Source organism: Nocardioides sp. BE266 (genome assembly GCF_031457855.1).
GTDB lineage: Bacteria > Actinomycetota > Actinomycetes > Propionibacteriales > Nocardioidaceae > Nocardioides.
In genome coordinates this window covers 557281-578013 of the sequence record NZ_JAURTI010000002.1, presented here as the reverse complement: position 1 = coordinate 578013, position 20733 = coordinate 557281, and the positions used below count along the sequence as shown (strand labels likewise).

The 20733-nt window shown below is 71.6% G+C and carries 23 protein-coding genes; 13 read left to right on the top strand and 10 right to left on the bottom strand.

Annotation, left to right across the window (positions count from 1 at the left end; all coding sequences use genetic code 11):
* Nucleotides 1–2 precede the first annotated feature (2 nt).
* From J2X46_RS07125 to J2X46_RS07115, 3 genes are read right to left on the bottom strand one after another with little or no spacing between them, the layout of a single operon-like run.
* Entirely contained in the window at nt 3–419 is a 417-nt protein-coding gene (locus J2X46_RS07125) for a VOC family protein (RefSeq protein ID WP_310248584.1), read from the bottom strand.
* A 4-nt stretch (nt 420–423) separates the two neighbouring features.
* Complete coding sequence (locus J2X46_RS07120) at nt 424–1194, bottom strand: 3'(2'),5'-bisphosphate nucleotidase CysQ (RefSeq protein ID WP_310248582.1); 771 nt, start codon at nt 1192–1194, stop codon at nt 424–426.
* Nucleotides 1195–1203: 9 nt separating this feature from the next.
* The gene (locus J2X46_RS07115; RefSeq protein WP_310248581.1) at nt 1204–1974 is read right to left on the bottom strand and encodes a LuxR C-terminal-related transcriptional regulator; all 771 of its coding nucleotides are present in this window, start codon (nt 1972–1974) and stop codon (nt 1204–1206) included.
* Between the two features lie 377 nt (nt 1975–2351).
* On the opposite strand from J2X46_RS07115, the gene J2X46_RS07110 reads away from it, so the two are divergent.
* From J2X46_RS07110 to J2X46_RS07080, 7 genes are all read left to right on the top strand, one after another.
* Nucleotides 2352–3359 (top strand): HAMP domain-containing sensor histidine kinase, encoded by a 1008-nt coding sequence (locus J2X46_RS07110; protein ID WP_310248579.1) that lies wholly within the window; start codon nt 2352–2354, stop codon nt 3357–3359.
* Nucleotides 3337–4020: a response regulator transcription factor gene (locus J2X46_RS07105; RefSeq protein ID WP_310248576.1), complete on the top strand. Its 684-nt coding sequence runs from the start codon at nt 3337–3339 to the stop codon at nt 4018–4020. The genes J2X46_RS07110 and J2X46_RS07105 overlap by 23 nt, the downstream gene beginning before the upstream one ends.
* Before the next feature lie 136 nt (nt 4021–4156).
* On the top strand, nt 4157–5620 hold the full coding sequence (locus J2X46_RS07100; RefSeq protein ID WP_310248573.1) for an exopolysaccharide biosynthesis polyprenyl glycosylphosphotransferase: 1464 nt from the start codon (nt 4157–4159) through the stop codon (nt 5618–5620).
* A 13-nt stretch (nt 5621–5633) separates the two neighbouring features.
* A complete protein-coding gene (locus J2X46_RS07095; protein ID WP_310248570.1) occupies nt 5634–6356 on the top strand; it encodes a hypothetical protein in 723 nt (240 codons plus the stop codon).
* Between the two features lie 5 nt (nt 6357–6361).
* Nucleotides 6362–7624, top strand: coding sequence for an MFS transporter (locus tag J2X46_RS07090; RefSeq protein WP_310248567.1), 1263 nt, complete (start codon nt 6362–6364; stop codon nt 7622–7624).
* A 3-nt stretch (nt 7625–7627) separates the two neighbouring features.
* On the top strand, nt 7628–8650 hold the full coding sequence (locus J2X46_RS07085; protein ID WP_310248564.1) for a hypothetical protein: 1023 nt from the start codon (nt 7628–7630) through the stop codon (nt 8648–8650).
* A gap of 150 nt (nt 8651–8800) precedes the next feature.
* A complete protein-coding gene (locus tag J2X46_RS07080) occupies nt 8801–10264 on the top strand; it encodes a DUF4082 domain-containing protein (protein ID WP_310248562.1) in 1464 nt (487 codons plus the stop codon).
* Between the two features lie 17 nt (nt 10265–10281).
* Here J2X46_RS07080 and J2X46_RS07075 read toward each other — a convergent pair whose 3' ends face one another.
* Both J2X46_RS07075 and J2X46_RS07070 read right to left on the bottom strand, forming a co-directional pair.
* Complete coding sequence (locus J2X46_RS07075; protein ID WP_310248559.1) at nt 10282–10971, bottom strand: hypothetical protein; 690 nt, start codon at nt 10969–10971, stop codon at nt 10282–10284.
* Nucleotides 10972–11011: 40 nt separating this feature from the next.
* Nucleotides 11012–11890, bottom strand: a complete 879-nt coding sequence (locus tag J2X46_RS07070; protein WP_310248556.1) for a hypothetical protein — start codon at nt 11888–11890, stop codon at nt 11012–11014.
* A gap of 121 nt (nt 11891–12011) precedes the next feature.
* Here J2X46_RS07070 and J2X46_RS07065 point away from each other — a divergent pair, with 121 nt between their 5' ends.
* Nucleotides 12012–12671 (top strand): polysaccharide deacetylase family protein, encoded by a 660-nt coding sequence (locus J2X46_RS07065; RefSeq protein ID WP_310248553.1) that lies wholly within the window; start codon nt 12012–12014, stop codon nt 12669–12671.
* A gap of 9 nt (nt 12672–12680) precedes the next feature.
* Here the strand turns inward: J2X46_RS07065 and J2X46_RS07060 are convergent, their stop codons facing one another.
* Nucleotides 12681–13151, bottom strand: a complete 471-nt coding sequence (locus tag J2X46_RS07060; RefSeq protein WP_310248550.1) for a GNAT family N-acetyltransferase — start codon at nt 13149–13151, stop codon at nt 12681–12683.
* Nucleotides 13152–13305: 154 nt separating this feature from the next.
* On the opposite strand from J2X46_RS07060, the gene J2X46_RS07055 reads away from it, so the two are divergent.
* Nucleotides 13306–13581, top strand: a complete 276-nt coding sequence (locus tag J2X46_RS07055; protein WP_310248547.1) for an HU family DNA-binding protein — start codon at nt 13306–13308, stop codon at nt 13579–13581.
* 86 nt (nt 13582–13667) lie between these two features.
* Here the strand turns inward: J2X46_RS07055 and J2X46_RS07050 are convergent, their stop codons facing one another.
* The gene (locus tag J2X46_RS07050; protein WP_310248544.1) at nt 13668–14741 is read right to left on the bottom strand and encodes a PP2C family protein-serine/threonine phosphatase; all 1074 of its coding nucleotides are present in this window, start codon (nt 14739–14741) and stop codon (nt 13668–13670) included.
* 252 nt (nt 14742–14993) lie between these two features.
* Here J2X46_RS07050 and J2X46_RS07045 point away from each other — a divergent pair, with 252 nt between their 5' ends.
* Together J2X46_RS07045 and J2X46_RS07040 are read left to right on the top strand one after the other, a co-directional pair.
* Nucleotides 14994–15344 (top strand): VOC family protein, encoded by a 351-nt coding sequence (locus tag J2X46_RS07045; protein ID WP_310248541.1) that lies wholly within the window; start codon nt 14994–14996, stop codon nt 15342–15344.
* 94 nt (nt 15345–15438) lie between these two features.
* On the top strand, nt 15439–15795 hold the full coding sequence (locus tag J2X46_RS07040) for a hypothetical protein (RefSeq protein WP_310248539.1): 357 nt from the start codon (nt 15439–15441) through the stop codon (nt 15793–15795).
* Nucleotides 15796–15888: 93 nt separating this feature from the next.
* On the opposite strand, the gene J2X46_RS07035 is transcribed toward J2X46_RS07040, so the two are convergent.
* Nucleotides 15889–17334 carry an HNH endonuclease signature motif containing protein gene (locus tag J2X46_RS07035; RefSeq protein WP_310248537.1) on the bottom strand — a complete coding sequence of 482 codons (1446 nt, stop codon included), beginning with the start codon at nt 17332–17334 and terminating at the stop codon, nt 15889–15891.
* Nucleotides 17335–17591: 257 nt separating this feature from the next.
* Nucleotides 17592–18551 carry a hypothetical protein gene (locus J2X46_RS07030; protein WP_310248535.1) on the bottom strand — a complete coding sequence of 320 codons (960 nt, stop codon included), beginning with the start codon at nt 18549–18551 and terminating at the stop codon, nt 17592–17594.
* Nucleotides 18552–18667: 116 nt separating this feature from the next.
* On the opposite strand from J2X46_RS07030, the gene J2X46_RS07025 reads away from it, so the two are divergent.
* Entirely contained in the window at nt 18668–19828 is a 1161-nt protein-coding gene (locus J2X46_RS07025; protein ID WP_310248533.1) for a hypothetical protein, read from the top strand.
* Between the two features lie 6 nt (nt 19829–19834).
* On the opposite strand, the gene acpS is transcribed toward J2X46_RS07025, so the two are convergent.
* Complete coding sequence (gene acpS / locus J2X46_RS07020; protein WP_310248531.1) at nt 19835–20239, bottom strand: holo-ACP synthase; 405 nt, start codon at nt 20237–20239, stop codon at nt 19835–19837.
* A 186-nt stretch (nt 20240–20425) separates the two neighbouring features.
* On the opposite strand from acpS, the gene J2X46_RS07015 reads away from it, so the two are divergent.
* Nucleotides 20426–20710: an acyl carrier protein gene (locus J2X46_RS07015; protein ID WP_310248529.1), complete on the top strand. Its 285-nt coding sequence runs from the start codon at nt 20426–20428 to the stop codon at nt 20708–20710.
* Nucleotides 20711–20733 lie beyond the last annotated feature (23 nt).

Genomic DNA, 20733 nt, shown 5'->3' with positions numbered 1-20733 from the left:
GATCAGTCGCGCGGCGGGGGCGGCGGCCCGGCGTCGACCTCCGCCTGCGAGCGCAGGATGCAGAACTGGTTGCCCTCGGGGTCGGCGAACACCACCCAACCGGTGCCGGGGCCGTACTGCCCACGCTGGTCGGCGATCTCCACGGCGCCCATCCCGCGCACTCGCTTGATCTCGGCGTCGCGGCTGCCCTCGCGCGGGCGCAGGTCGAAGTGGATCCGCTTGGCCGGCAGCTCGGCGTCGGGCACCTCGATGAAGAGGATCGCGTGGCCGGTGTCGGGGTCGTGGATCATGCACTCCTCGTGGCCCGGCTCGTTGGGGTCGCCCTCGACGTCGACGTAGCCGAGGAGACCCTTCCACCACTCGGAGAGCGCGTAGGCGTCGTGGCAGTCGACGGTCGTGTGCGAGACGAAGGAGGTCATGGCCTCACTCCGTGCCGTGGCGGCGGACGAAGTCGACGATCTGCTCGGCGAGCTCGGGGCGGCAGACGATGAGGTCGGGCAGCGAGGTGTCGTCCTCGTTGTAGACCAGCGGCGAGCCGTCGACGCGGCTGCAGTGCAGGCCGGCGGCGCGGGCGACGGCGACGGGGGCGGCGTTGTCCCACTGGTACTGCCCGCCGGCGTGGACGTAGGCGTCGGCGATGTCGCGGACCACGCTCATCACCTTCACGCCCGCGCTGCCCATCGGCACCAGCTCGGCGTCCATCTCGGCGGCGAGCGCCTCGACGAATGCGGGCGGGCGGCTGCGCGAGACGGCGATGCGGGGCCGCTGCGACGTGCGGGGAGGTACGACGCTGGGCCGTCCGGTGTTGAAGGTCTCCCCCAGCGCCGGCTGGGCGACGGCGCCGGCGACCAGGTCGCCGTCCTCCCACAGCGCGACGTGGACGGCCCAGTCGTCGCGCGGCGGCTCGGAGAACTCCCGGGTGCCGTCGAGCGGGTCGATGATCCACACCCGGCGAGCGGTGAGCCGCGACTTGTCGTCGGCCGCCTCCTCCGAGAGCACGCTGTCGTCGGGCCGGTGCTCGGTCAGGATGCGGTCGAGCTCGGCCTGCGCGGCGGCGTCGCCGGCGTCCTTGAGGGCCTTGCCCTCGAGGCCCTCGGCCTCCGCCCCGGCGCGTACGTCGAGCAGCACCGTGCCGGCGCGCTCGGCCGCCCAGACGGCGAAGGCGTGGTCGTCGAGAGTGGTGGGATCGATCATGGCCGCAGCCTATCGACGTACCGACGGCTCCCCGGTGCCGGCAGTGGCGGCCCGCGGACGGGGCACGAGGTCGGCGCCGTCGCCCACCTCGTGGACCTGCCGCAGCATGGCCACCGCCTCGAGCTGGGTCTTCGCGCCGAGCTTGCCGCGCAGGGTCTTCACGTGGCTGCGCACGGTGCCGCTGGTGACGCCGAGCAGCTCGGCCACCTCCCGGACCCGGCGGCCCGAGGACAGGAGCTCGAGCACCCGCAGCTGCTGTGGCGTGAGCGTGCGGACGAGTTGCACGAGGTGCTGGCGCCTGTCAAGCGCCTTCGACCACGCGTCCCTCATTTCTGCTCGTTTCTCAAGATCCATCAAGGGATCGCCTGCCGCGAACCTCTGCACGACCCGGACGAGCTGCTGGACCGAGGTCGCCAGCGAGACCACGTCGACGGCCTCGCTCTCCAGCAGGCCGCCCCACCAGGCGGCCGGCGGACCGGAGGTGATGACCGCGACCCGGACCTCCCCCAGACTGAGGAGGCGGGTGATCTTGTCGCGCACCCCCCGGCTGTCGAGGGCGTCGAGGATGACCACGACGTGCGGCGCGGCGCCCTGGTCCATGCTGAGCTCGGCCTCGTGGACCATGGTCTCCCACGCGTGGACCGCCACCGGGAGGCCCTCCGCGGTGAGCGCGGCCCCCACGGCTTGGGCCACCAGCAGGTGCGGGGACACGACCCAGGGAGGCGCCCCGACGCCCAGCGGCGTCGGCGCGTCGTCGCGGTCGCGCCCCGATACGCCCATCACTTCTCCCTCGCGCAAGCCAACGTCACCACCCTGAAGGGTATGACTCCCACCCCGGCGTCGCAGCCGAGCAATCTGCACCGTTTTGGGGAGGCGGGTGCCGCGGGCACGGTCGGAGGCACGGCGGCCGGCGCCTGTCACAGTCTTGAAGTCTCCTGACGAACCGCTTGGCCCTGCCTCAAGGAAGACTTGACGAAGACTTGGGGAGTCCTGAAGACGGCGGACCAGACCGCTTTTGCCTCGTTTTCGGTAGCCGCCCAGAATCCATGAACACCCCCACACACCGGCATCCACTGCCGACCAGGTCAGGTCGCAGACGAGCCGGGACCAGCTCCACAGTTTCGTGAAGAGTCAGTGTCATTCATGGGGGGAAGCACATGCATGGGGAAAGCAGTTGGGGACTGCACCGCCGGGTGGGGGTGCTGGTCGCGGGGCGCGGGGGAGCCCTGCGGCCGCGGTCGTCGGAGGTCCTGACCCGCTGGGTGGTCGCAGCAGCGGCCCTCGTCGCCGGACAGGCGTTGCTCCTGTCCTTGGTCACCTTCGCCACCGCGTCGTCGCGTGACGTGGCCGGCCTCGCCGGCCAGCTCGCCGTCGCCGTGCTCGGCGTCGCACTGGTGCTGGGGGCACTGGTCGGCATGCAGCGCGCCACGGTCCTCGAGCGCCGGCGGTCCGAGGAGGTCGACGACGTCCTGACGGCCGCCTCGCGCGACCAGCGCGAGCAGCTCCACGAGCTGCGCAGCACGGTGGCCGGCCTGGTGAGCGGCTCCGCGCTGCTTGACAACCCGGACATCCCGGCCGAGACCCGCGAGCACCTGTGGGCGTCCGTGCGCCGGGAGCTCGACCGGATGGAGCGCCTGCTCAGCAAGCGCGAGGAGCCGGCCGCCGAGATCGACCTCGACGAGGCCCTCGGCCACATGCTCGACCTGCAGCAGCTCAAGGGCCGCCGCGTCGAGCTCCAGACCAGCGGCACCAAGGTCCGGGCGCGCTACGACGCGCTGGCCGAGGTGGTCAACATCCTGATGGACAACGCGGTGACCCACGGCGGGTCCGACAACAGCGTGGTCGAGGTCGTCCAGCGCGACGAGGAGACGGTCGACATCCGGGTGACCGACTTCGGGTGCGGCATCCCCGAGGCCCGGCGCACCGAGATCTTCGAGTGGGGCCACAAGGGCACCGCGTCGCCCGGCGAGGGCATCGGCCTGCACCTGGCGCAGCGCCTGATGACCGAGGACGGCGGGTCTCTGTCGCTGGCCGAGGACCAGGGCGTCGGCTCGTCCTTCGTCATCTCGCTGCCGGCAGCGCGACGCTCCATCGAGAACGGCATCCAGGACGAGATCGGCACCGGGATCCTGGAGGACAGCCATGCATGGCTCCGCTCGGGCTGACCACCGTGTCCTGATCATCGACGACCACGTCCTCTTCGCCGAGTCCCTCGAGCTGGCGCTGTCCCTGGAGGGCTACGACGTACGCCGCCTGGAGCTGCCCGCCGAGGGCGGGTCGATGGCGACGCTGCGCTCCCTCGCCCTGCGGGCCAACCCCCGCACGGTGATGCTCGACCTCGACCTCGGCAGGTTCGGCGACGGGATGAACCTCATCGCGCCGCTGGCCCGGGCCCACGTCAACGTCGTCGTGCTGACGGCCTCGGAGGACGTCGGCCGGTGGGGTGGCTGCATGCGCCTGGGTGCCCGCAAGGTGCTGCCCAAGAGCGGCGCGCTCCAGTCCGCCCTCGCCACCGTGCGCCGGCTCCACCAGGGGCTCCCGGTCATCGCGCGCGAGGAGCTGGAGGGGCTGCTGGACGCCTGGGCACGCGACCGCCAGGCCCACGACGACATCCGTCGCCGGCTCGATCTGCTGACCCCGCGCGAGCGCCAGGTCCTCGGCGCGCTGATCGACGGGCGCACCGTGCGCACCATCTCCCAGGACAGCGTCGTGTCCGAGGCGACGGTGCGCACCCAGGTGAAGTCGATCCTCAACAAGCTCGAGGTCTCCTCGCAGCTGGCCGCCGTCGGGATGGCCAACCAGATCGGGTGGCGGCAGGGCGCCTGAGCGCCCTGCCCTGCCCCGGAACGTCTCGCCCCTGCGTGGCTTTGCCGCATTTACGGCATGCCGCGGGGCGATCGAATTCCTAGGGTCGTTGCATGCGGTGCCTGGGGAGGCACGTGCCAGATGGGGGTGGCATCACATGACCGAAGCAGTCACGGTGCAGACGTCGATCACCGACGCGTTGGCGGACTCGCCGACGCGTCGCAGTCGCATCATCACCGTGCCACGGCCGCGCGTGGAGCGCGTGCCCGTGGTCGACGCACCGCCCGTACGACGCCGGGCCAACCGCTCCGCCCACCTCCGGGTGGCGAGCGAGTGGGCCGCGCTGACCGCCGTCGCGGTCACCCTCGTCCTCCAGGTCCGGCTCCCGATCTGGGTCGCACCTCTCGCGGCCACCAGCTGGGTGCTGGCGTTGGCCGCTGTGGGCCACTACCGGCGTACGACGCTGGGTGGCACTCGGGCCGCAGCGTTGCTGCGCATCGCGAAGACAGGCGCGATCGCCCTCCTGGTCGCGGTGGCGGGCACCCCCCTGTCGACAGGAGCGGCCGCCCCCGCCGCCCTGTCGGTGCTCGTCATCGCTCTCGTCCTCACCCACGCCCTGATCGTCCTGGTCGCCGGCCGGCCCCGCGCCCGCATCGTCCTGGCGGGCCACCCGCGTGACATCCGCGACGCCCTGGTGGAGCTGCGGACCGTCAACAAGGACGACGTCGTCGCGGTCTGCCTCACGCGCCGCAGCAACCTGCCGTTCCTCGACATCCCGACCTACTACGGCCTGACCAAGGCCGTGCCCGCCCTCGTCGACGAGGGCGCCGACGCCCTCGTCGTGCTGCCAGGCCGGCACACCGCCCCCGTGGCGCTGCGCCGCCTGCAGTGGGACGTCGCCTCGGTCGGCGGCGAGATCTACCTCGGCACCGGCCTGCTCGACGTCGAGCCGCAGCGGGCCCGGGTCGTGTCGACCGCAGGGCTCGACGTGCTCCACGTCGCGCCGGCCGCGCTCGACAGCCCGCGCCGCATCGTCAAGGACGTCGTCGAGCGCACGCTGGCCCTGCTCGCCCTGATGGCCTTCCTGCCCGTGCTCGGCGTGCTGTGCGTGATGATCCGTCGCGGCAGCCCCGGTCCGGCGTTCTTCCGCCAGGAGCGCGTCGGCCGCAACGGCGAGCTGTTCACCATGATCAAGCTCCGCACGATGGGCACCGCCGCCGAGGAGGAGCGCAACACCCTGACGCTCTCCAACGAGCTCGACGGCGTGATGTTCAAGATCAAGTGCGACCCGCGCGTCACGCCGCTCGGTCGCCAGCTGCGCCGCTACTCCCTCGACGAGGTGCCCCAGCTCTGGAACGTCGTCCGCGGCGACATGTCGCTGGTCGGACCGCGACCGGCGCTGCCCGGCGAGGTCGAGAACTACGACGTCGACCCGCGCCGCCGGCTGGCGGTGAAGCCCGGCCTCACCGGGCTGTGGCAGGTCTCCGGCCGCTCCGACCTGACGTGGACCGAGTCGGTGCGCCTGGACCTGAAGTACGTCGACAACTGGTCGCTGAGCCTCGACGCCTCCATCCTGGTCCGCACCGTCCGGGCCGTGCTGGGGCACCGCGGTGCCTACTGACCGAGGCGATCACATGACGGCACGACACGGGGGCGGCCTGGTCGCTGCCTGCCTGGCAACAGTCCTGCTGCTCGGCGGCTGCGCCGGTGACGGGTCGACGCCTGACGGCTCCTCGGCCGCGTCCACCCCGACCAGCGACGCCGCGGGTGCCGCCCAGAAGGGCTCCGCGCCGTCCGGCGGCAAGGACAAGAAGGCGTCGAAGGGCTCGTCCGATCCTTCCGCCAGCCCGTCGACGGACCCGTCCAGCAGTCCGACGGAGGAGCCGCCCGCCAACGGCGGCGGCACCGACCCGTCGGTCGCCCTGGAGGTGCCGGTCGCGCCCGAGCCCACGGTCGACAGCCTCGGCGAGATGCTGGGCGACGCCGACCGGCCCCTGGTGACCGCCCCGCTCCCGCGGGCGGCCACCGCTCGGGGTCGGCTGGTCGGCGGCTTCCCGTCGTTCCTGCGGCCCGCATCCGGCACGCTGGTCGAGACGAGCAGCGTCTCGCCCCAGGACGACCGGCTCCAGGTCGCGCTGGTCGGCTCCACCGCCCTCGCGCCGGCGAAGGTGCTGCTGGCCTTCCGCACGCGCCTCGGGCGGCGCGGCATGCTCGAGCAGGCGACGCCGCAGACTGCCGCCGGATCGCAGGCCGCGGCACTGCGTCGTGGGCGTAGCGTGGTCACCATCACCGCCACCCGGCAGGGCTCGCGGACCAGCTACTCCGTGATGGCCTCGCTCCACACCGGACAAGAGTGAGACGGATGTACATCTCCGTTCGCGACCGACCCACCACCGAGAAGAACAAGGCGACCTCCACCGGCACCGCGGCGAGGCCGCCCGTCGGCCGCGTCGTCATCATCCTCGGCGTGGTCTCGATGCTGACCGACATCTCCTCGGAGTCGGTCGCCGCCATCCTTCCGCTCTACCTGACGGTCGTCGTCGGCCTCACCCCGGTGGCGTACGGCTTCATCGACGGCCTCTACCAGGGCGTGAGCGCGCTGGTGCGCCTCGGCGGTGGCTGGCTCGCCGACGCCGCCGACCGCCCGAAGTGGGTGGCGTTCCTCGGCTACGGCGTCTCGGCGATCGCCCGTGTCTTCCTGCTCTTCGCCACCGGCGCCGCCGGCATCGCCGCGGTCGTGACCGCCGACCGGATCGGCAAGGGCATCCGCACCGCCCCGCGCGACTCGATGATCAGCACCTCGACCCCGACCGAGCACCTCGGCCGGGCCTTCGGCGTGCACCGCATGCTCGACACGATCGGCGCGGCGCTGGGCCCGCTGATCGCCTTCGGGCTGCTGTGGGCGGTGCCCGACGACTACACGGTGGTCATGGTCGTCTCGCTCGCCTTCGCCCTGATGGGCGTGGCCCTCCTCGGCCTGCTCGGCCCCGACGTCCGGGCGAAGCGGGAGCACACCGGCCCCACCCCACCGCCGTTCCGCTGGCGTGACCTGACCGACCGACGGCTGCGCCCGCTGCTGGCCGTCGCCGGCGGGCTCGGCCTGCTGACGGTGGGCGACGGCTTCGTCTACCTCGCGCTCCTCGACCACGCCGACGTCACCGTCACGTGGTTCCCCCTCTTCTACGTCGGCACCAACGTGGCGTACCTCCTGCTCGCGGTGCCGGCCGGACGACTGGCCGACCGCGTCGGGCGGGCGCGGGTCCTGGTGCTGGGCCACCTCGCGCTGGTCGGCGCCTACCTCTGCTCGGTGCTGCCCACCTCGACCGTCGCGGCCACCGTCGGCACCCTCGTCCTGCTCGGCTGCTTCTACGCCGCGACCGACGGCGTGATCGCCGCCGTCGCCGGTAGGCTCGTGCCCGTGCAGGCACGCTCGAGCGGCATCGCCGCCGCCCAGACCGTGGTGGCCCTGGCCCGGATGCTCGCCTCGGCCGGCTTCGGCCTGCTGTGGCTGCTGCTGGGCCCCGCGACGGCGATGGTGTCGGTGGCAGCGCTGCTGGTGCTGGCGATCCTCGTCGCGGCGACCCGGGTGGGCCGCCTCGACGGCGCCGTGACCACCGCCGCCTGACCCATGAACCTGAGTCCACGCGCCCGGGTGCTCGCGTTCGTCGGCATCGTGGTCGCCCTGGTCGTGGCGGCGGGGGTGTACGTCCTGACGCAGGGCCGCGAGGTCCGGGCCCAGCGCGGGGCCGATCCCGAGGCGGTCCAGACCCCGGTCACCGAGGTCGTCGACGACCCGCGCATCGTCTTCCGGCACACCGGGCTCGACAACGAGCTGGGTGTGGTCGCGATGGTGCCGCTCGACGACCCGGGCGGCCCCCGAGCCTTCACCGGCGTCTCGTGCGACCGCGTCGCGGCCCGGGCCGACGGTGCCTCGTGCCTCACCATCGACCGCGGCGTCGTGACGACGTACGAGTCGCACTCCTACGACGCCGACTGGGACGAGGTCGACTCCTCCCCGCTGCCCGGCATCCCGAGCCGCACCCGGCTCTCCCCCGACGGCACGCTCGTCGGCACCACGTCGTTCGTGTCCGGCCACTCCTACATGACGGCCGGCTTCTCGACCGCGACGGAGGTCCACTCCTTCGACGGCAGCACGTCGTGGGGCAACCTGGAGAAGTTCGACCTCGTCATCGAGGGCAAGCAGGTCCGCCCGACCGACCGCAACATCTGGGGCGTGACCTTCGCCGACGACCAGACCTTCTACGCCACCGTCGCCACCGGCGGGCGCACCTGGCTGGTCGAGGGCGACCTCGATGCCCGCACGCTCACCTCGGTCTCCCCCGACGCCGAGTGCCCGGCGATCTCGCCCGACGGGTCGCAGGTGGCCTTCAAGGTCGACGTCGACCCCGGTCGCAAGATCGTGTGGCAGCTCGCCGTGCAGGACCTCGCCACGGGTTATCGCACCCTGCTCGAGCAGGGCCCGCGGGGCGTCGACGACCAGGTGGAGTGGCTCGACGACGACACCCTGATCTACGGGATGCCGCGGCAGGACGAGCCCGGCGTGACCGACGTCTGGTCGCTCGAGACGACCCCCGCCGCGCAGCCTCAGCTGCTCATCGAGCAGGCCTGGTCGGCCACCGTCGTGCGCTGACTGGGGGCGTTGCCACCGTTTGGGGAAGTTCCTGCACCGAGTTGAGATCGTGATGCGGGCTTGTGGAGGATCACCGGGACTGCGACCCCCGCGCAGTATCGTTTCCCCCTACCCCGTTCCCGACTCCCCGGGTGACAGCGAGGTCTCTGCATGCACTCCCCCGTGCCCACACGCGGCACCACCCCCACATCCCCCCGCCTCACGCGGCTCGCGCCCCTGGCGCTCCTGGCCGCCGGCCTGGTCGCGATCACGCTGACCGGCCCCGCGCCCGCCGCCCCCACGGCCGACTCCCAGCGCGCCGCCGCCACGGTCGGCGCCTTCGGCAAGGGCCAGCCCTCCGGCGTCGTCGTACGCCGCGGCGCCTCCCGCGAGGTCGGCATGCGCTTCTCCCCGAAGGTCGACGGCAGGGCCGTCGGCGTGCGCTACTACAAGGCGCTCGCCTGGAAGGCCGCGACGCCGCGCTCGGCCACGCTGTGGTCGCGCAGCGGCAAGAAGCTCGCGCGCACCTCGATCGCTCCCGTCGCCGGCACCGGCTGGCAGTCGGTGAAGTTCAGCTCCAAGGTCAAGCTGACCAAGGGCACCCGCTACGTCGTGTCCGTGCACACCCGCAACAAGGGCATCCACGCGGTCACGCCCGGCGGCTTCGACAAGGGCCATTCCACCGCGCAGCTGCGCGTGCCCGGTGACCGCAACGGCTGGACGAGCGTCTCCGACAAGCCGACCTACCCGAGCAAGCAGGCCCGCGGCGACGCCAACTACTGGGTCGACGTCCGGTTCAAGCCGGGCTCCACCACCCAGGACCCGACGCCGACCCCGACGCCGACTCCCGGCGGCTGGCCCGGCCCGGACAACACCGGCGTGCCGGCCGGCACGGTGCTCGCGCCCTACACCGGCCCCTGCACCATCACCTCGGCCCGCACCATCTCCGGCGTCGACGTGCTCTCCAAGTGCGGCGACGCGCTGGTCATCAACACCATGGGCGTCGTGATCGAGAAGTCCCTGGTCCCGGGCGTGTGGTCGATCTACGGCGACGGCGACAGCTCGGTCACCATCAGTGACTCCGACGTGCGCGCCGGCTCCGTCTCCACCGCGGGCATCTGGGGCTACAACATCAAGGCCGCCCGGGTCGACATCACCGGTGGCCAGCACAGCTTCCAGTGCAACAACAACTGCGAGCTGACCGACTCCTGGCTGCACGACCAGTACAACCCCAACGGCGGCAGCACCCACAACAACGCCTTCATCTCCAACGGCGGGCACACCATGGTGGTGCGCCACAACACGCTGCACTGCACCCCGCTGCTCAACAGCACCGATGGTGGCTGCACGGCCGACGTCTCCCTCTTCGGTGACTTCGACCCGATCGACGACGTGCTGATCGAGAACAACTTCCTGCGCGCCAACAACTCCTCGATCTCCTACTGCGCCTACGGCGGCGCGAAGGGATCGAAGCCCTACGGCGCGACCAACGTCCGGTTCATCAACAACGTGTTCGAGCGTGGCGCCAACCGCAAGTGCGGCGTCTACGGCCCGGTGACGTCGTTCGAGAAGGGCGCCGCCGGCAACCAGTGGTCCGGCAACGTCTGGGACAGCGGCGAGGCCGTCAACCCGTAGTCACTGCCCTGGTCGGGCTAGAGGGCTCCTCCACCCACCGCCACGAGCGACTTGGTCAGACCGGCCACGCGCTCGTGGTGGATGGTGGAGCCCGGGAAGTACGACTTCAGCTCGGCGACGCCGACCAGCTCGGTCCACTGCACCTCGGACATCGCGTCCTCGCGCGAGTCCGGGCTGCTGTGGGCCAGCGGCCACTTCGCGGCCAGCCGTGCGCGAGCGGCCATCGGCATGAACTGCAGGCCCGGGAAGAGCCAGTGCGGCTCCAGCGGGAAGTAGCGGTAGGGCGTCTGCACCCAGTGCCGCGGCGCCAGCGCGTGCACCTCGCGCGCCAGGGCCGCCCGCTGGGCGTGGCCGCCGACGTGCTCGAGCAGCGAGTTCGAGAAGACGACGTCGTACGACGACGGGGCGCCGGCGGCCTCCAGCGCCTCGCGGGCGCGGCAGGCGTCTCCGGTGACCGGCACCATGGCCGGGTCGTCGGAGTCGCCGGGCTCGAAGAGGTTGAGCACGGTGACGTCCTTCGGCTGCACGGGCGCGCGTCGCCACCACTCGACGGTGCCGCCGAGGTCGAGCACGGACATGTTCGCCAGGTCGGGGAAGGCCTGCTTCACCAGCTCCCAGCGGGCCGCGCGCGTGCGTGCGCCGGCCGATCCCGGCGCGTCCACCAGGACGTGCCTCAGCCGTGCTGCGACACCACGGTTCTCCGTCATCGTGTTCCCCTCGTCGTCGTGTTCAACTCGTCCGGGCCGCTCACCACGGCACGCACATGAGCTCGCTGTACAGGTAGTCGACCGACCGCGGCGACAAGCCGTCGCCGCGGAACATCCGGGGCCGCGGTACGGCCTGCTGGCGGGAGAGCCGCGGCGGCCGGCCCGCGACCCGACCCTCGGCGAGGGTGACGAGCGCGCGGTGGCGCAGCAGCAGGTGGCGGTACGGCGCGTGCCCGGCGCGCGCCAGCACGGCCGGGTCGGAGACGTGCAGCAACGAGGCGAAGAGCGGCAGGCCCTTGCGCCGCTCGCGCCGCGCGATGACGTAGCAGGAGTCGTCGCCGACCCGCACCACGAAGTGCAGCGCGGCCGCCGCCGAGCGGTGGTCGCGGTAGACGCGCAGGTCGCGCTCGGACAGCGCCGCCTCGATCTGGTCGGGCGCCGTCAGCACCCGCACGCCGCGGCGCGACGGCAGCGGCAGGTTGGGCACGAGGGCCGTGGCGGTGTCGAGCCGGCTGAACCCGAGCCGCTCGTTGAGCGCCACGACGTTGCCGCTGGGCGAGAGGTCGACGAAGTCGTAGCCGCGCTGGCGCAGCATCGCCCGCGCGAGCCGTACGCCGTGCGCGCGGTGCTCGTCGAGCACGCACCACGCGGCCAGGTTGCAGATCCGGCGCGGCTCGCCGTCGACCTCACGCTCGGAGTAGAAGGCGAGGTAGGCGCCGACGACGTCGTCGCCCTGGCGCAGCATGAATCCGTGGTTGGGTGCGTCGACGCTCCACGGCGGCAGCGCGCTGCGCGCCCACTGCTCGGCGCTGAGCCTGCTGTTGAGGTGCTGGTGCAGGAACGCGCCCACCGACACGACGTCGGCGTCGGTGATCGGCGCAAGCTCGACCTTCGCGTCCACCCCCACGGACTCCCCCATGGTCCTCACCGTAGGAAGCACCCGGCCGCGAACCGGGCGTCGACCGGGCACATACCTCCAATTGGGGAGCCTCGGCCGGGAGACCGGCTCGCGGCGCCACCCGGTCGCCTACCTTTCCGGCATGCGTGTGGTGAATGTCTGCTTCCACGGCATCGGCACGCCACGACGCGGGCTCGAGCCGGGCGAGGAGTCCTACTGGATCAGTCGGGACACCTTCCTCGGCGTCCTCGACCAGGTGGTGGGCCGCGACGACGTCCGGCTGAGCTTCGACGACGGCAACGACTCCGACGTGGCGATCGGGCTTCCGGCGCTCCTCGAGCGCGGGCTCACCGCGACCTTCTTCGTGGTCGCCGGGCGGCTCGACCAGCCGGGCAGCCTGAGCAGTGACGACGTACGACACCTGCGCGACGCGGGCATGACGATCGGCAACCACGGCATGACGCACCGGCCCTGGCGCGGGCTCGACGCGGCCCGTCGCCACGAGGAGCTGGTCACCTCGCGCGAGGTGCTCGAGGACGTGACCGGCAGCCGCGTGCAGGACGCCGCGCTGCCGCTCGGGCGCTACGACCGCGCCGTGCTCGAGGCGCTGAAGCCGCTGCGCTACCGCTCGGTGCAGACCAGCGACCGCCGCTGGGCGCGCACCGACCGCTGGCTCCAGCCGCGCTACTCCATCCGCCACGGCGACACGCCCGCCTCGGTCCAGCGCGAGGTGCTCCAGCGCCCGGCCCTGCCCTACCGAACCAAGGCCGCGCTCGTCGGGACGGTCAAGCGGCTGCGCTGAGCCCGGGCGTCAGTCGTCGAGCACGAAGTGGAGCTCGACGATCCCGTCGTCGGACGGCGCCTCCTCCTGCTCCTGCTGGCGGCGGAAGCCGCACTTCTCCAGCACCCGGATGGAGCCGACGTTGTGCGCGACCACGTGGGCGTGCAGCGGGCGGACCGGCACCTCGGCCACCATCAGTGCGAGCGCCCGCGTCGCGACGCCGCGCCCCCACCACTCCTGCCCGATCCAGTAGCCGAGGAACTGCTCACCCTCCTCGGCCCAGCTGCCGATGTAGCCCGCCACCTCGCCGTCGACGGTGATCGTGCGGGTGACCACTGCGTCGTTGCTGCGGATCCGCGCCCAGTGCGCCTCGTGCTGCTCCCGGTCGCGGGACGGGAACGCCGCGATCTGCACCGCGACGGGATCCGCCTGGTGCTCGAAGATGACCTCGATGTCGGCGTCCTCGACCCTCCTGAGGCCTACGTCCTGCACGTCGTCCATCTGCCAGCTCCCTTGCTCGGTGCCGCGACTGTGCCACCACCCACCGACAGCCGCGCGACACGCCGTACACCCCTCTGGGCGTGGGCGGTCGCGCGTCGATCGGGGTGACGTTGTTGACTGGCAGCCGTTCCACACCTACTAGCAGGAGCTTCACGTGAACAAGACCGAACTGCGCGACGCCATCGCCTCGCACGCCGAGCTGAGCAACGCCCAGGCCGACAAGGCCCTCGAGGCCGTCATCACCTCGATCACCAACGCCGTCGCCGGCGGCGACAAGGTCACCGTCCCGGGCTTCGGGACGTTCGAGTCCCGCGAGCGCTCGGCCCGCACCGGCCGCAACCCGCAGACCGGCGAGACCATGGAGATCGCCGCGAGCAAGGCCCCGGCCTTCAAGCCGGCCGCTGCGTTCAAGAGCGCCGTCAACGGCTGACGCAGCACGACGCGCGGCGAGGCCGCCGGCGGGACGCACGACCACGTGCCCTGCCGGCGGCCTCGCTGTCTCTTTGCCGACCACGCTCAGCGGGGAAGCGAGCTGCCCCAGTCGTGCTCAGCGTCCTCGGGGCGGTAGTCCTGCTCGTCGACGGCGTGCTCGAGCAGCAGCACGGCGAGGTCGTCGGCGGCGTCCGTGCTGCCCCTGGAGTGGTCGCGCGTCAGCTCGAGGAGACGGTCCACCGCGGCGTCGACGTCTACCCCGACCAGGTGCGGTGCGAGCTCGAGGAGGTGGAGGAACTCGCCATCTGCGTCGCGCGCCTCGCTCAGCCCGTCGGTGTAGAGCAGGAGCCGGTCACCGGGCTCCCAGGTGAAGTCGTGCCGCTCGTAGGCGAACCCGAGGCCGAGGGGGAGGTCGTTGGCGAGCTCGACGAGCTCGCTCGAACCGTCCGGGTGGATGAGCAGCGGCGGCGGGTGACCGGCGGCGACGATCTGCGGGCGGCGGGAGTCGGTGACGTCGAGGAGGATCGCGGTGACGAACTCCTCGGGGTCGAAGAACGGCAGCAGGTAGGCGTTCATGTCGTCGGCGACGTCGTCGAGGTCCTGCTGGAACGCGGCGGCCTGGCGGAATGACCGGATGACGCGCGCCGCCTGCTCCATGGCACCGAGCCCCTTGCCACGCACGTCGCCGACGAGGAAGCGGGTGTGGGTGCGCGAGTGGTAGCAGTCGTAGAGGTCACCGCCGATGACCGCGTCCGCGGTGGCCGAGCGGTAGCGCACAGCGATGTTGACGCGGCGGGCGTGCGCGGGCAGCACCGGCAGGACGGCCCGCTGGGCGACCTCGGCGAGCCGGCTCACGTGCTGGAGCTCGTGCTCGCGGCGGACCCGGATGTGGGCCACGACCGCCGCGGTCGCGGAGAAGGTGAGGACGGCGAAGACCCGCACGCCGTGCTGGGCCAGGCCCTCGTCGTGGTTCCACCAGTACGACGTCGACGCGGCCGCGAGCGCCGCGACGCCGAAGCCTGCGGTGGCCCTCGGCGTGAGGACCGCGCACGCGACCATGGGCGACAGGGCGAACAGGACCGCCAAGGACACGCTCGGGAACAGCAGGTCGAGCACGACCAGCACCAGCAACGTGGTGCCGGCCAGCACGGCATCCACTCTGCGAAGGTCGGCGTTCACCGGCGTCTGCCTCTCGTCCACCCCGGCCGTGGTCCCCATCACTGCGCGGAGCCATACCTTCCCCCATCAGGACGTGAGCCGTGGGCACATCGCGTCAATTGACCCTTGACACGACGCGAGCTCCTCGACGGGCTCTGGACCTCGGGCGCGAAGGGGTGAACTGTTGTCCACCAGGGGGCTCAGCGGCCGGAAGCGGCGGGGCGGCCCCAGGTCAGAGACAAAGGAGCAGGTGTGGCCGTCGGCGTCTTCGCAGGCATCCCGGTGAAGGACTACGCGACAGCCGTCGCGTGGTACGAACGCCTGCTGGGCGTGCCGCCCTCGTTCTTCCCGAACGACGTCGAGGCGGTCTGGCAGCTCGCAGAAGACCGGTTCGTCTACGTCATCGAGGACCGCGAACGCGCGGGCGGCGCCGTGCTCATGATCTGGTTCGACGATCCCGTCGCCACGGCAGCCGCGATCGCCGAGCGCGGGCTGGACCCGGTCGACATCGAGAAGCACGACACGGTCTGGAAGTACGTCTTCCACGACGTCGACGGCAACGAGATCGGCATCGGCGGCGACACCGCGGGTGGCGCGACGTAGACCGACCCGCCGGGTGCGACCATCCTCGCTTGGAGGAACATTCGAACCTGCCGATGAGCGGACACTGCTGCCTGTGCGCCTATACGTTGCGAGGGTGCCTCGACTTGAAGCCGCCGATGACGCCTCCTGGCTCGATGCCTTCGGCTTCGTCCCCCAGACCGAGGAGATCTCGGGCGACGCCTACGTGCGGGAGATTCGAGTCTCGACTGGCGTTGCGGAGGAACTCCACATCACCTGGGACGTTGCGGATGACAGCGTGCGCGTACGACACCGGGGCAACGAAAGGATCTTGGTCGACCTGTTCCGCGAGCAGGCGACCCGCCTGACGATCGAAAGGGACGAGCACGGCACGGCGCTGGTCCTGGAGTACGGGGGCCCTGACGGCGCGGGCCGTGCTCGCATTCAGGTCTCTCCTGAGGTCGTCATCGAGGACAACTTCTTGCGCGTCTGAAACGCACTCATGTGCCGCTGTTGGTGCGGGAGAGGTCCGTTGGACGTGGCTGTGACCCCGCCATCGTGGGGACTGGCGGGGCGTGGGGCGGGGTCATGATCGGTCGGGTGGATCCGGGTCGATCGGGGTCGTGCCGTAGCGGTCGCGGCGGAAGTGATGTCCGTGGGGGCTGGTCCACTCGAAGACTCCGGGTTCGAGCATCCGGTAGGTCCAGGCGGAGTGGGTCTTCAGGCGGTGGTGCGTACGACACAGTGCCGCGAGGTTGCTGCTGGTCGTGGGGCCGAGTTGTGGTCGGCCTTCGGCTTCGGCGGTGTGGTCGTACTCGATGATGTGGTCGACGTCGGCCTTGCGGGCTGGTCTCGTGCAGTGCGGGAAGACGCACGTGCGGTCGCGGAGGATGACCTGTTCGCGGATCCGGTCGGGGATGTCGTAGCCGGGTGCGCTCAGCTCGGCGGTGAGGTCGATGACGGGTTTGATGGTCACCTTGGTGCGGGAGTCGCCGCACCAGTCCTTGACCTGGTCGAGCAGGATCAGGCGCTGGCCCTCCTCCATCCGACCTGTCGGGCCGAAGACCGTCCGGGCGCCGTCGAGGCTGGCGTCGAAGTGGGCGTGGATCACGACCTCGCGAGCACTGGGTAGGTCGGGTCTCGATGCGCCGGCTCGTTCCTCACCGGCTACTCGACCACCTGGAGGAGGTTCCTCGCCGGCTACTCGACCACCCATGAGAAGAGTGAGGTCCAACGCCGTCTGGGTGCGGGCGAGGTCGCCCAGGGCCGCGGAGCGACGCGAGTCGAGCGAGGCCTCGGAGCCGAGGGCCTTCAGGGTCGCGGCGCCGTGGGCGAGCGCGTGGTCGAGGTCGAGGGCGTCGGCGATGTCGAGCTCGGCCTCGAACCTCATCGTGCCGGCGAAGTGGACGTCCTCGCCATGGACGGTGGCGTGGCGGGGATCGACGTGCAGGTAACCGTCCTCCGGATCCGCGGCCGGGTCAGCCTGGCCGAGGTCGTAGCGCTTGATGGTGTCCGCGACGAGCCGGTCGAGCTGGGCGGGACCGATCCGGCCGGCGACCGCTGCGACCTGCGCGTCGACGTGGGCAGCGGCCTCGACGGTGAGGGCCGGGCTGCTGTGGATCGTGGTCTCGGCGACCGACCGGGCGCGCCACGCGGGCACGACGCCGGCCTGGACCTGTGCCCACAGGCGCGGGAGGCGGTGGCGGAGCTCGAGGGCGTGACCGATGAGCTTCTTCGCCGAGGTGGTCGAGATGCCCAGGACGGCGCCGAGCTCGGCGATGCAGAACTCTGCGACCCGCGGAGTGCCTTCGCCGGCGATCGGCTCCTCGTGCTCGCAGCCCGGGATCGTGAAGGTGGCGGCATGGTGGATCGACTCGGGTGGGTGGAGGTCGGCCCACCGCGCTGCCAGGATGAGCTGGTCAGCGGCCGCGCGGTCCTCGGCGGCCTTCCGCTGGCGGATCGAGGCGAGCACGTCGGCGGCCGAGAGGTCGTCTGCAACCCTCTCGGCGTCCTGCTCCAGCGTCTCGATCATGTGTTCGATTCTAGTCGATGGCACCGACAGTCGCCATGGCTGAGCGCAATTGTGGAGAGTGGCTTCGAGGCTCGCTCCGCTCGCACCTCAACCACCGAGTGCTCCTTGGTTTCGACACGCTCGCTGGCGCTCGCTGCTCAACCGGCGGAGAGGGCTGGCGCTCGCTGCTCAACCAGCGGCGAGATGGTCGGGTCTCGATACGCCGGCTCGTTCCTCGCCGAGCTACTCGACCACCACCCATGAAGATGTGCACGCAGCTAGGGGGTGAGCTCGCTGCCGTCGTCCCAGGTGTTGTCCTTCCAGACGTTGCCGGCGGAGGAGGCGTTGAAGGAGGTCACCGGGCCGTAGACGCCGCAGTTCCCGTTCTCGCCGCGCTCGAAGACGTTGTCGCGGAAGACGATGCCGGTGGCCTCCGGGAAGGGCTTGCCGGGGGCGTCGCCGCCGTACGCGCAGAAGGAGATCGAGACGTCGTTGGCCTTGAGCAGGTTGCCCTCCACGAGCACGTCCTTCACCGGCTCGAAGTCGCCGAAGAGGGAGAGGTCGGCCGTGCAGCCGCCGCCGGTGGCGTTGAGCTTCGGCGTGCAGTGGAGGGTGTTGTGACGCACGACCATGTCGGTGCCGCCGTTGGTGATGAAGGCGTTGTTGTGGGCGGCCTCGCCGTCGGGGTTGAACTGGTCGTGCAGCCAGGAGTCCTCGACGACGCAGTGGCTGCCGCAGTGCACGCTGTGCTGCCCGCCGGTGATCTCGGTCCGGCGCACGGTGAGGTTGCTCCCCCACACCGCCCCGCCGATCCACCCACCCGCGACCACCTCCGAGTCGATCACCTCCACCGAGAACGACGCGTCGACCTGGGTCGCGGTGTTCTCCACCCGCGGCACCCGGGAGTCCTCGATCACCACGTCGGGCGCCTGCACGACGATCGCGGGGCACACGCCCGTGGCGTCGACACCCGAGAGGACGGTGGTCTCGAGGAGAGTGCAGGGTCCGGCGTACGGCGTGAGCTCGACGTCGGGCGGTACGCCGGTGTTGTCCTTGCCGGGGAAGACCGAGGTGTCGTAGCCCGCCTCCGCCTTGGAGGGCGAAGGAGACGACGACGAGCCGGAAGACGGTGGGTCCGAAGCCTCCGGCTGCGCGAGCGCCCGCCAGCCGACCACGCCCATGCCGGCGGCGACCAGCGCCGCGACGGCCAGCGCGGCCGTCCGTCGTCTCCGTGCCATCGACGTACCCCCTGGCATCCAGCATCACCCGAAAGCCGCGCATGCGCGTACCCCACTCGGGGGATGTCGAGGCATCGAGCATCGAGCGGACGGCTGGCCCGTGGTCGACTCGCGCCGTGGGACTGACGATCGCGTGCGTCTTCAACGACCCTGTCGTGCGACGACACTGCCTGGACCGCTCGCTCGAGGCGTACGACGGCTCCGTCGAGGTGGAGTACCTCCCCATCGACAACACGACGCACGCCTTCTCCACCGCGGGCGGGGCGCTCAACCACGCCGTGCGGATGGCCCACCACGACGTGGTCGTGCTGGTCCACCAGGACGTCTACCTGCACGACATCGACCAGCTGGCCGCGTGTGCGGCGTGGCTGGAGGACGAGCGCTGGGGCATCCTCGGCGCCAACGGCGTCACCGCCGCGAACACGTCCGCCGGGCGGCTGCGCGACCGGGTGATCCTGATCGGCGAGGCCGCGCCCAGCCCGATCCCGGTCGACACCCTCGACGAGGTGCTGGTGATCGCGCGCCGCGACGACCTGCTCGCCGAGCCGCTCAGCGAGGACCCCGAGCTGGCGTGGCACGCCTACGCCGTCGAGTACGCCCTGCGCGTGCGCGCCCGCGGCCGGCTCGCCGGCGCCGTCGACACGGCGATCACGCACAACAGCATGACCACCAACCTCGCGCGGCTCGACGAGGCCCACCGCCACGTCGGCGACAGCTATCCCGCGCTCCAGCCGATCCACACCAGCTGCGGCACCGTCGGCGCCCGCCGGCCCGACTGGAAGCAGCTGCCGGTGGTGCGCAGCCAGGGCTGGCGCCGCACGTGGCTGAAGCAGTCGCGGCTGGCCGCGCGGGTGCGCGCCGAGATCGACGTGCCGGTCGTGCTAGCCGACATCGCGCACGAGGTGGACCTCGTCGACTGGTCGCCCAGCAACCCGCTCCACCTGGTCAACGTCGACCGGGCCGGCAGCTTCGCGGCCAGGGCCGGGCGTCCCGTCGTGATCGAGCGCGACGGCCGTCCGGTCTCGATGACCGCACTGCAGCTGCCCGAGCTGCCGGTGGCGATGGCCTCGCTCGACCCGGCCGACCGGGTGCTGGTGACCGGCCTGGAGGTCGGCGACCTCGCCCGCCTGCGTCCGCTGCTGGCCGACGGCAACTGGCTCGCCGGCGTGCAGTGGGGCGAGGTGTGGCTGGTGGGCGGCCCGGCAGCGGTGCGCCCTCCCGAGGAGTGGAGCCGTCCGCAGGCGGTACCGCTCGGAGCCGGCCGCGCCCGTCGCTGAGCGGTCTCAGACCGCCGGAGCGGCCTCGGCGTGCGCCACCGCGACGGCGTACTCGTCGCAGTGCGACATCGACACGTGGATCGGCCCGACGCCACGGCCGCGCGCGAACTCCAGGACGTCGCCGCTGAGCACGACACCGGGCACGCCGTCGTCGCCGCGGGTGATCTCGATCGAGCCGTAGGGCACCGGGCCGTCGGCCGGTCCGTGCAGCGCCTTCACCACCGCCTCCTTGGCGGCCATCCGCGCCGCGAGGTGCAGCTCGGGACGCGCCATCGACGTGCAGTAGGCGATCTCCGCACCGGTGAACCACCGCTGCAGGAAGCGGTCGCCGCCGCTGCGCACCAGGCCGGCCATCCGCGCTACCGAGACGATGTCGGTCCCCGCACCCAGCATCACGATCCCCCGTTCCACGGCCCGCCTCACGAGCGGGCCACCGAGGGGAACGCTAGGGCTCCTGTGACGCCCGGGACGGACGCCTGAGACGCCCGTCACCACTATTGGGGAGCATCCTCGTTCGGGCTCGGCGGCGACCCCGGCACCTGTTCAACTGATCGACGGGTCCACAGGGGGCGGACCTGACGAACAAGGGAGACCGACGTGCAGGACCAGATGCAGCGCGACGAGATCAGGGAGACGTTGCGCGAGTTCATGGGGGACAACTACCTCTTCGGCGACATCGACCGCCTCCCCGGCGACGAGGAGTCGCTGCTCGAGAAGGGCGTCGTGGACTCCACGGGCATCCTCGAGCTGATCGAGTTCCTCGAGGACCGCTTCGGCATCGAGGTGGCCGAGAACGAGACCGTGTTCGAGAACCTCGGCAGCATCGGCGGGCTCACCCGCTTCGTGCTCGCCAAGACCGGGGCCACCCAGCCCGTGGGCTGACCGCACGACTCGGGGGACCAGCC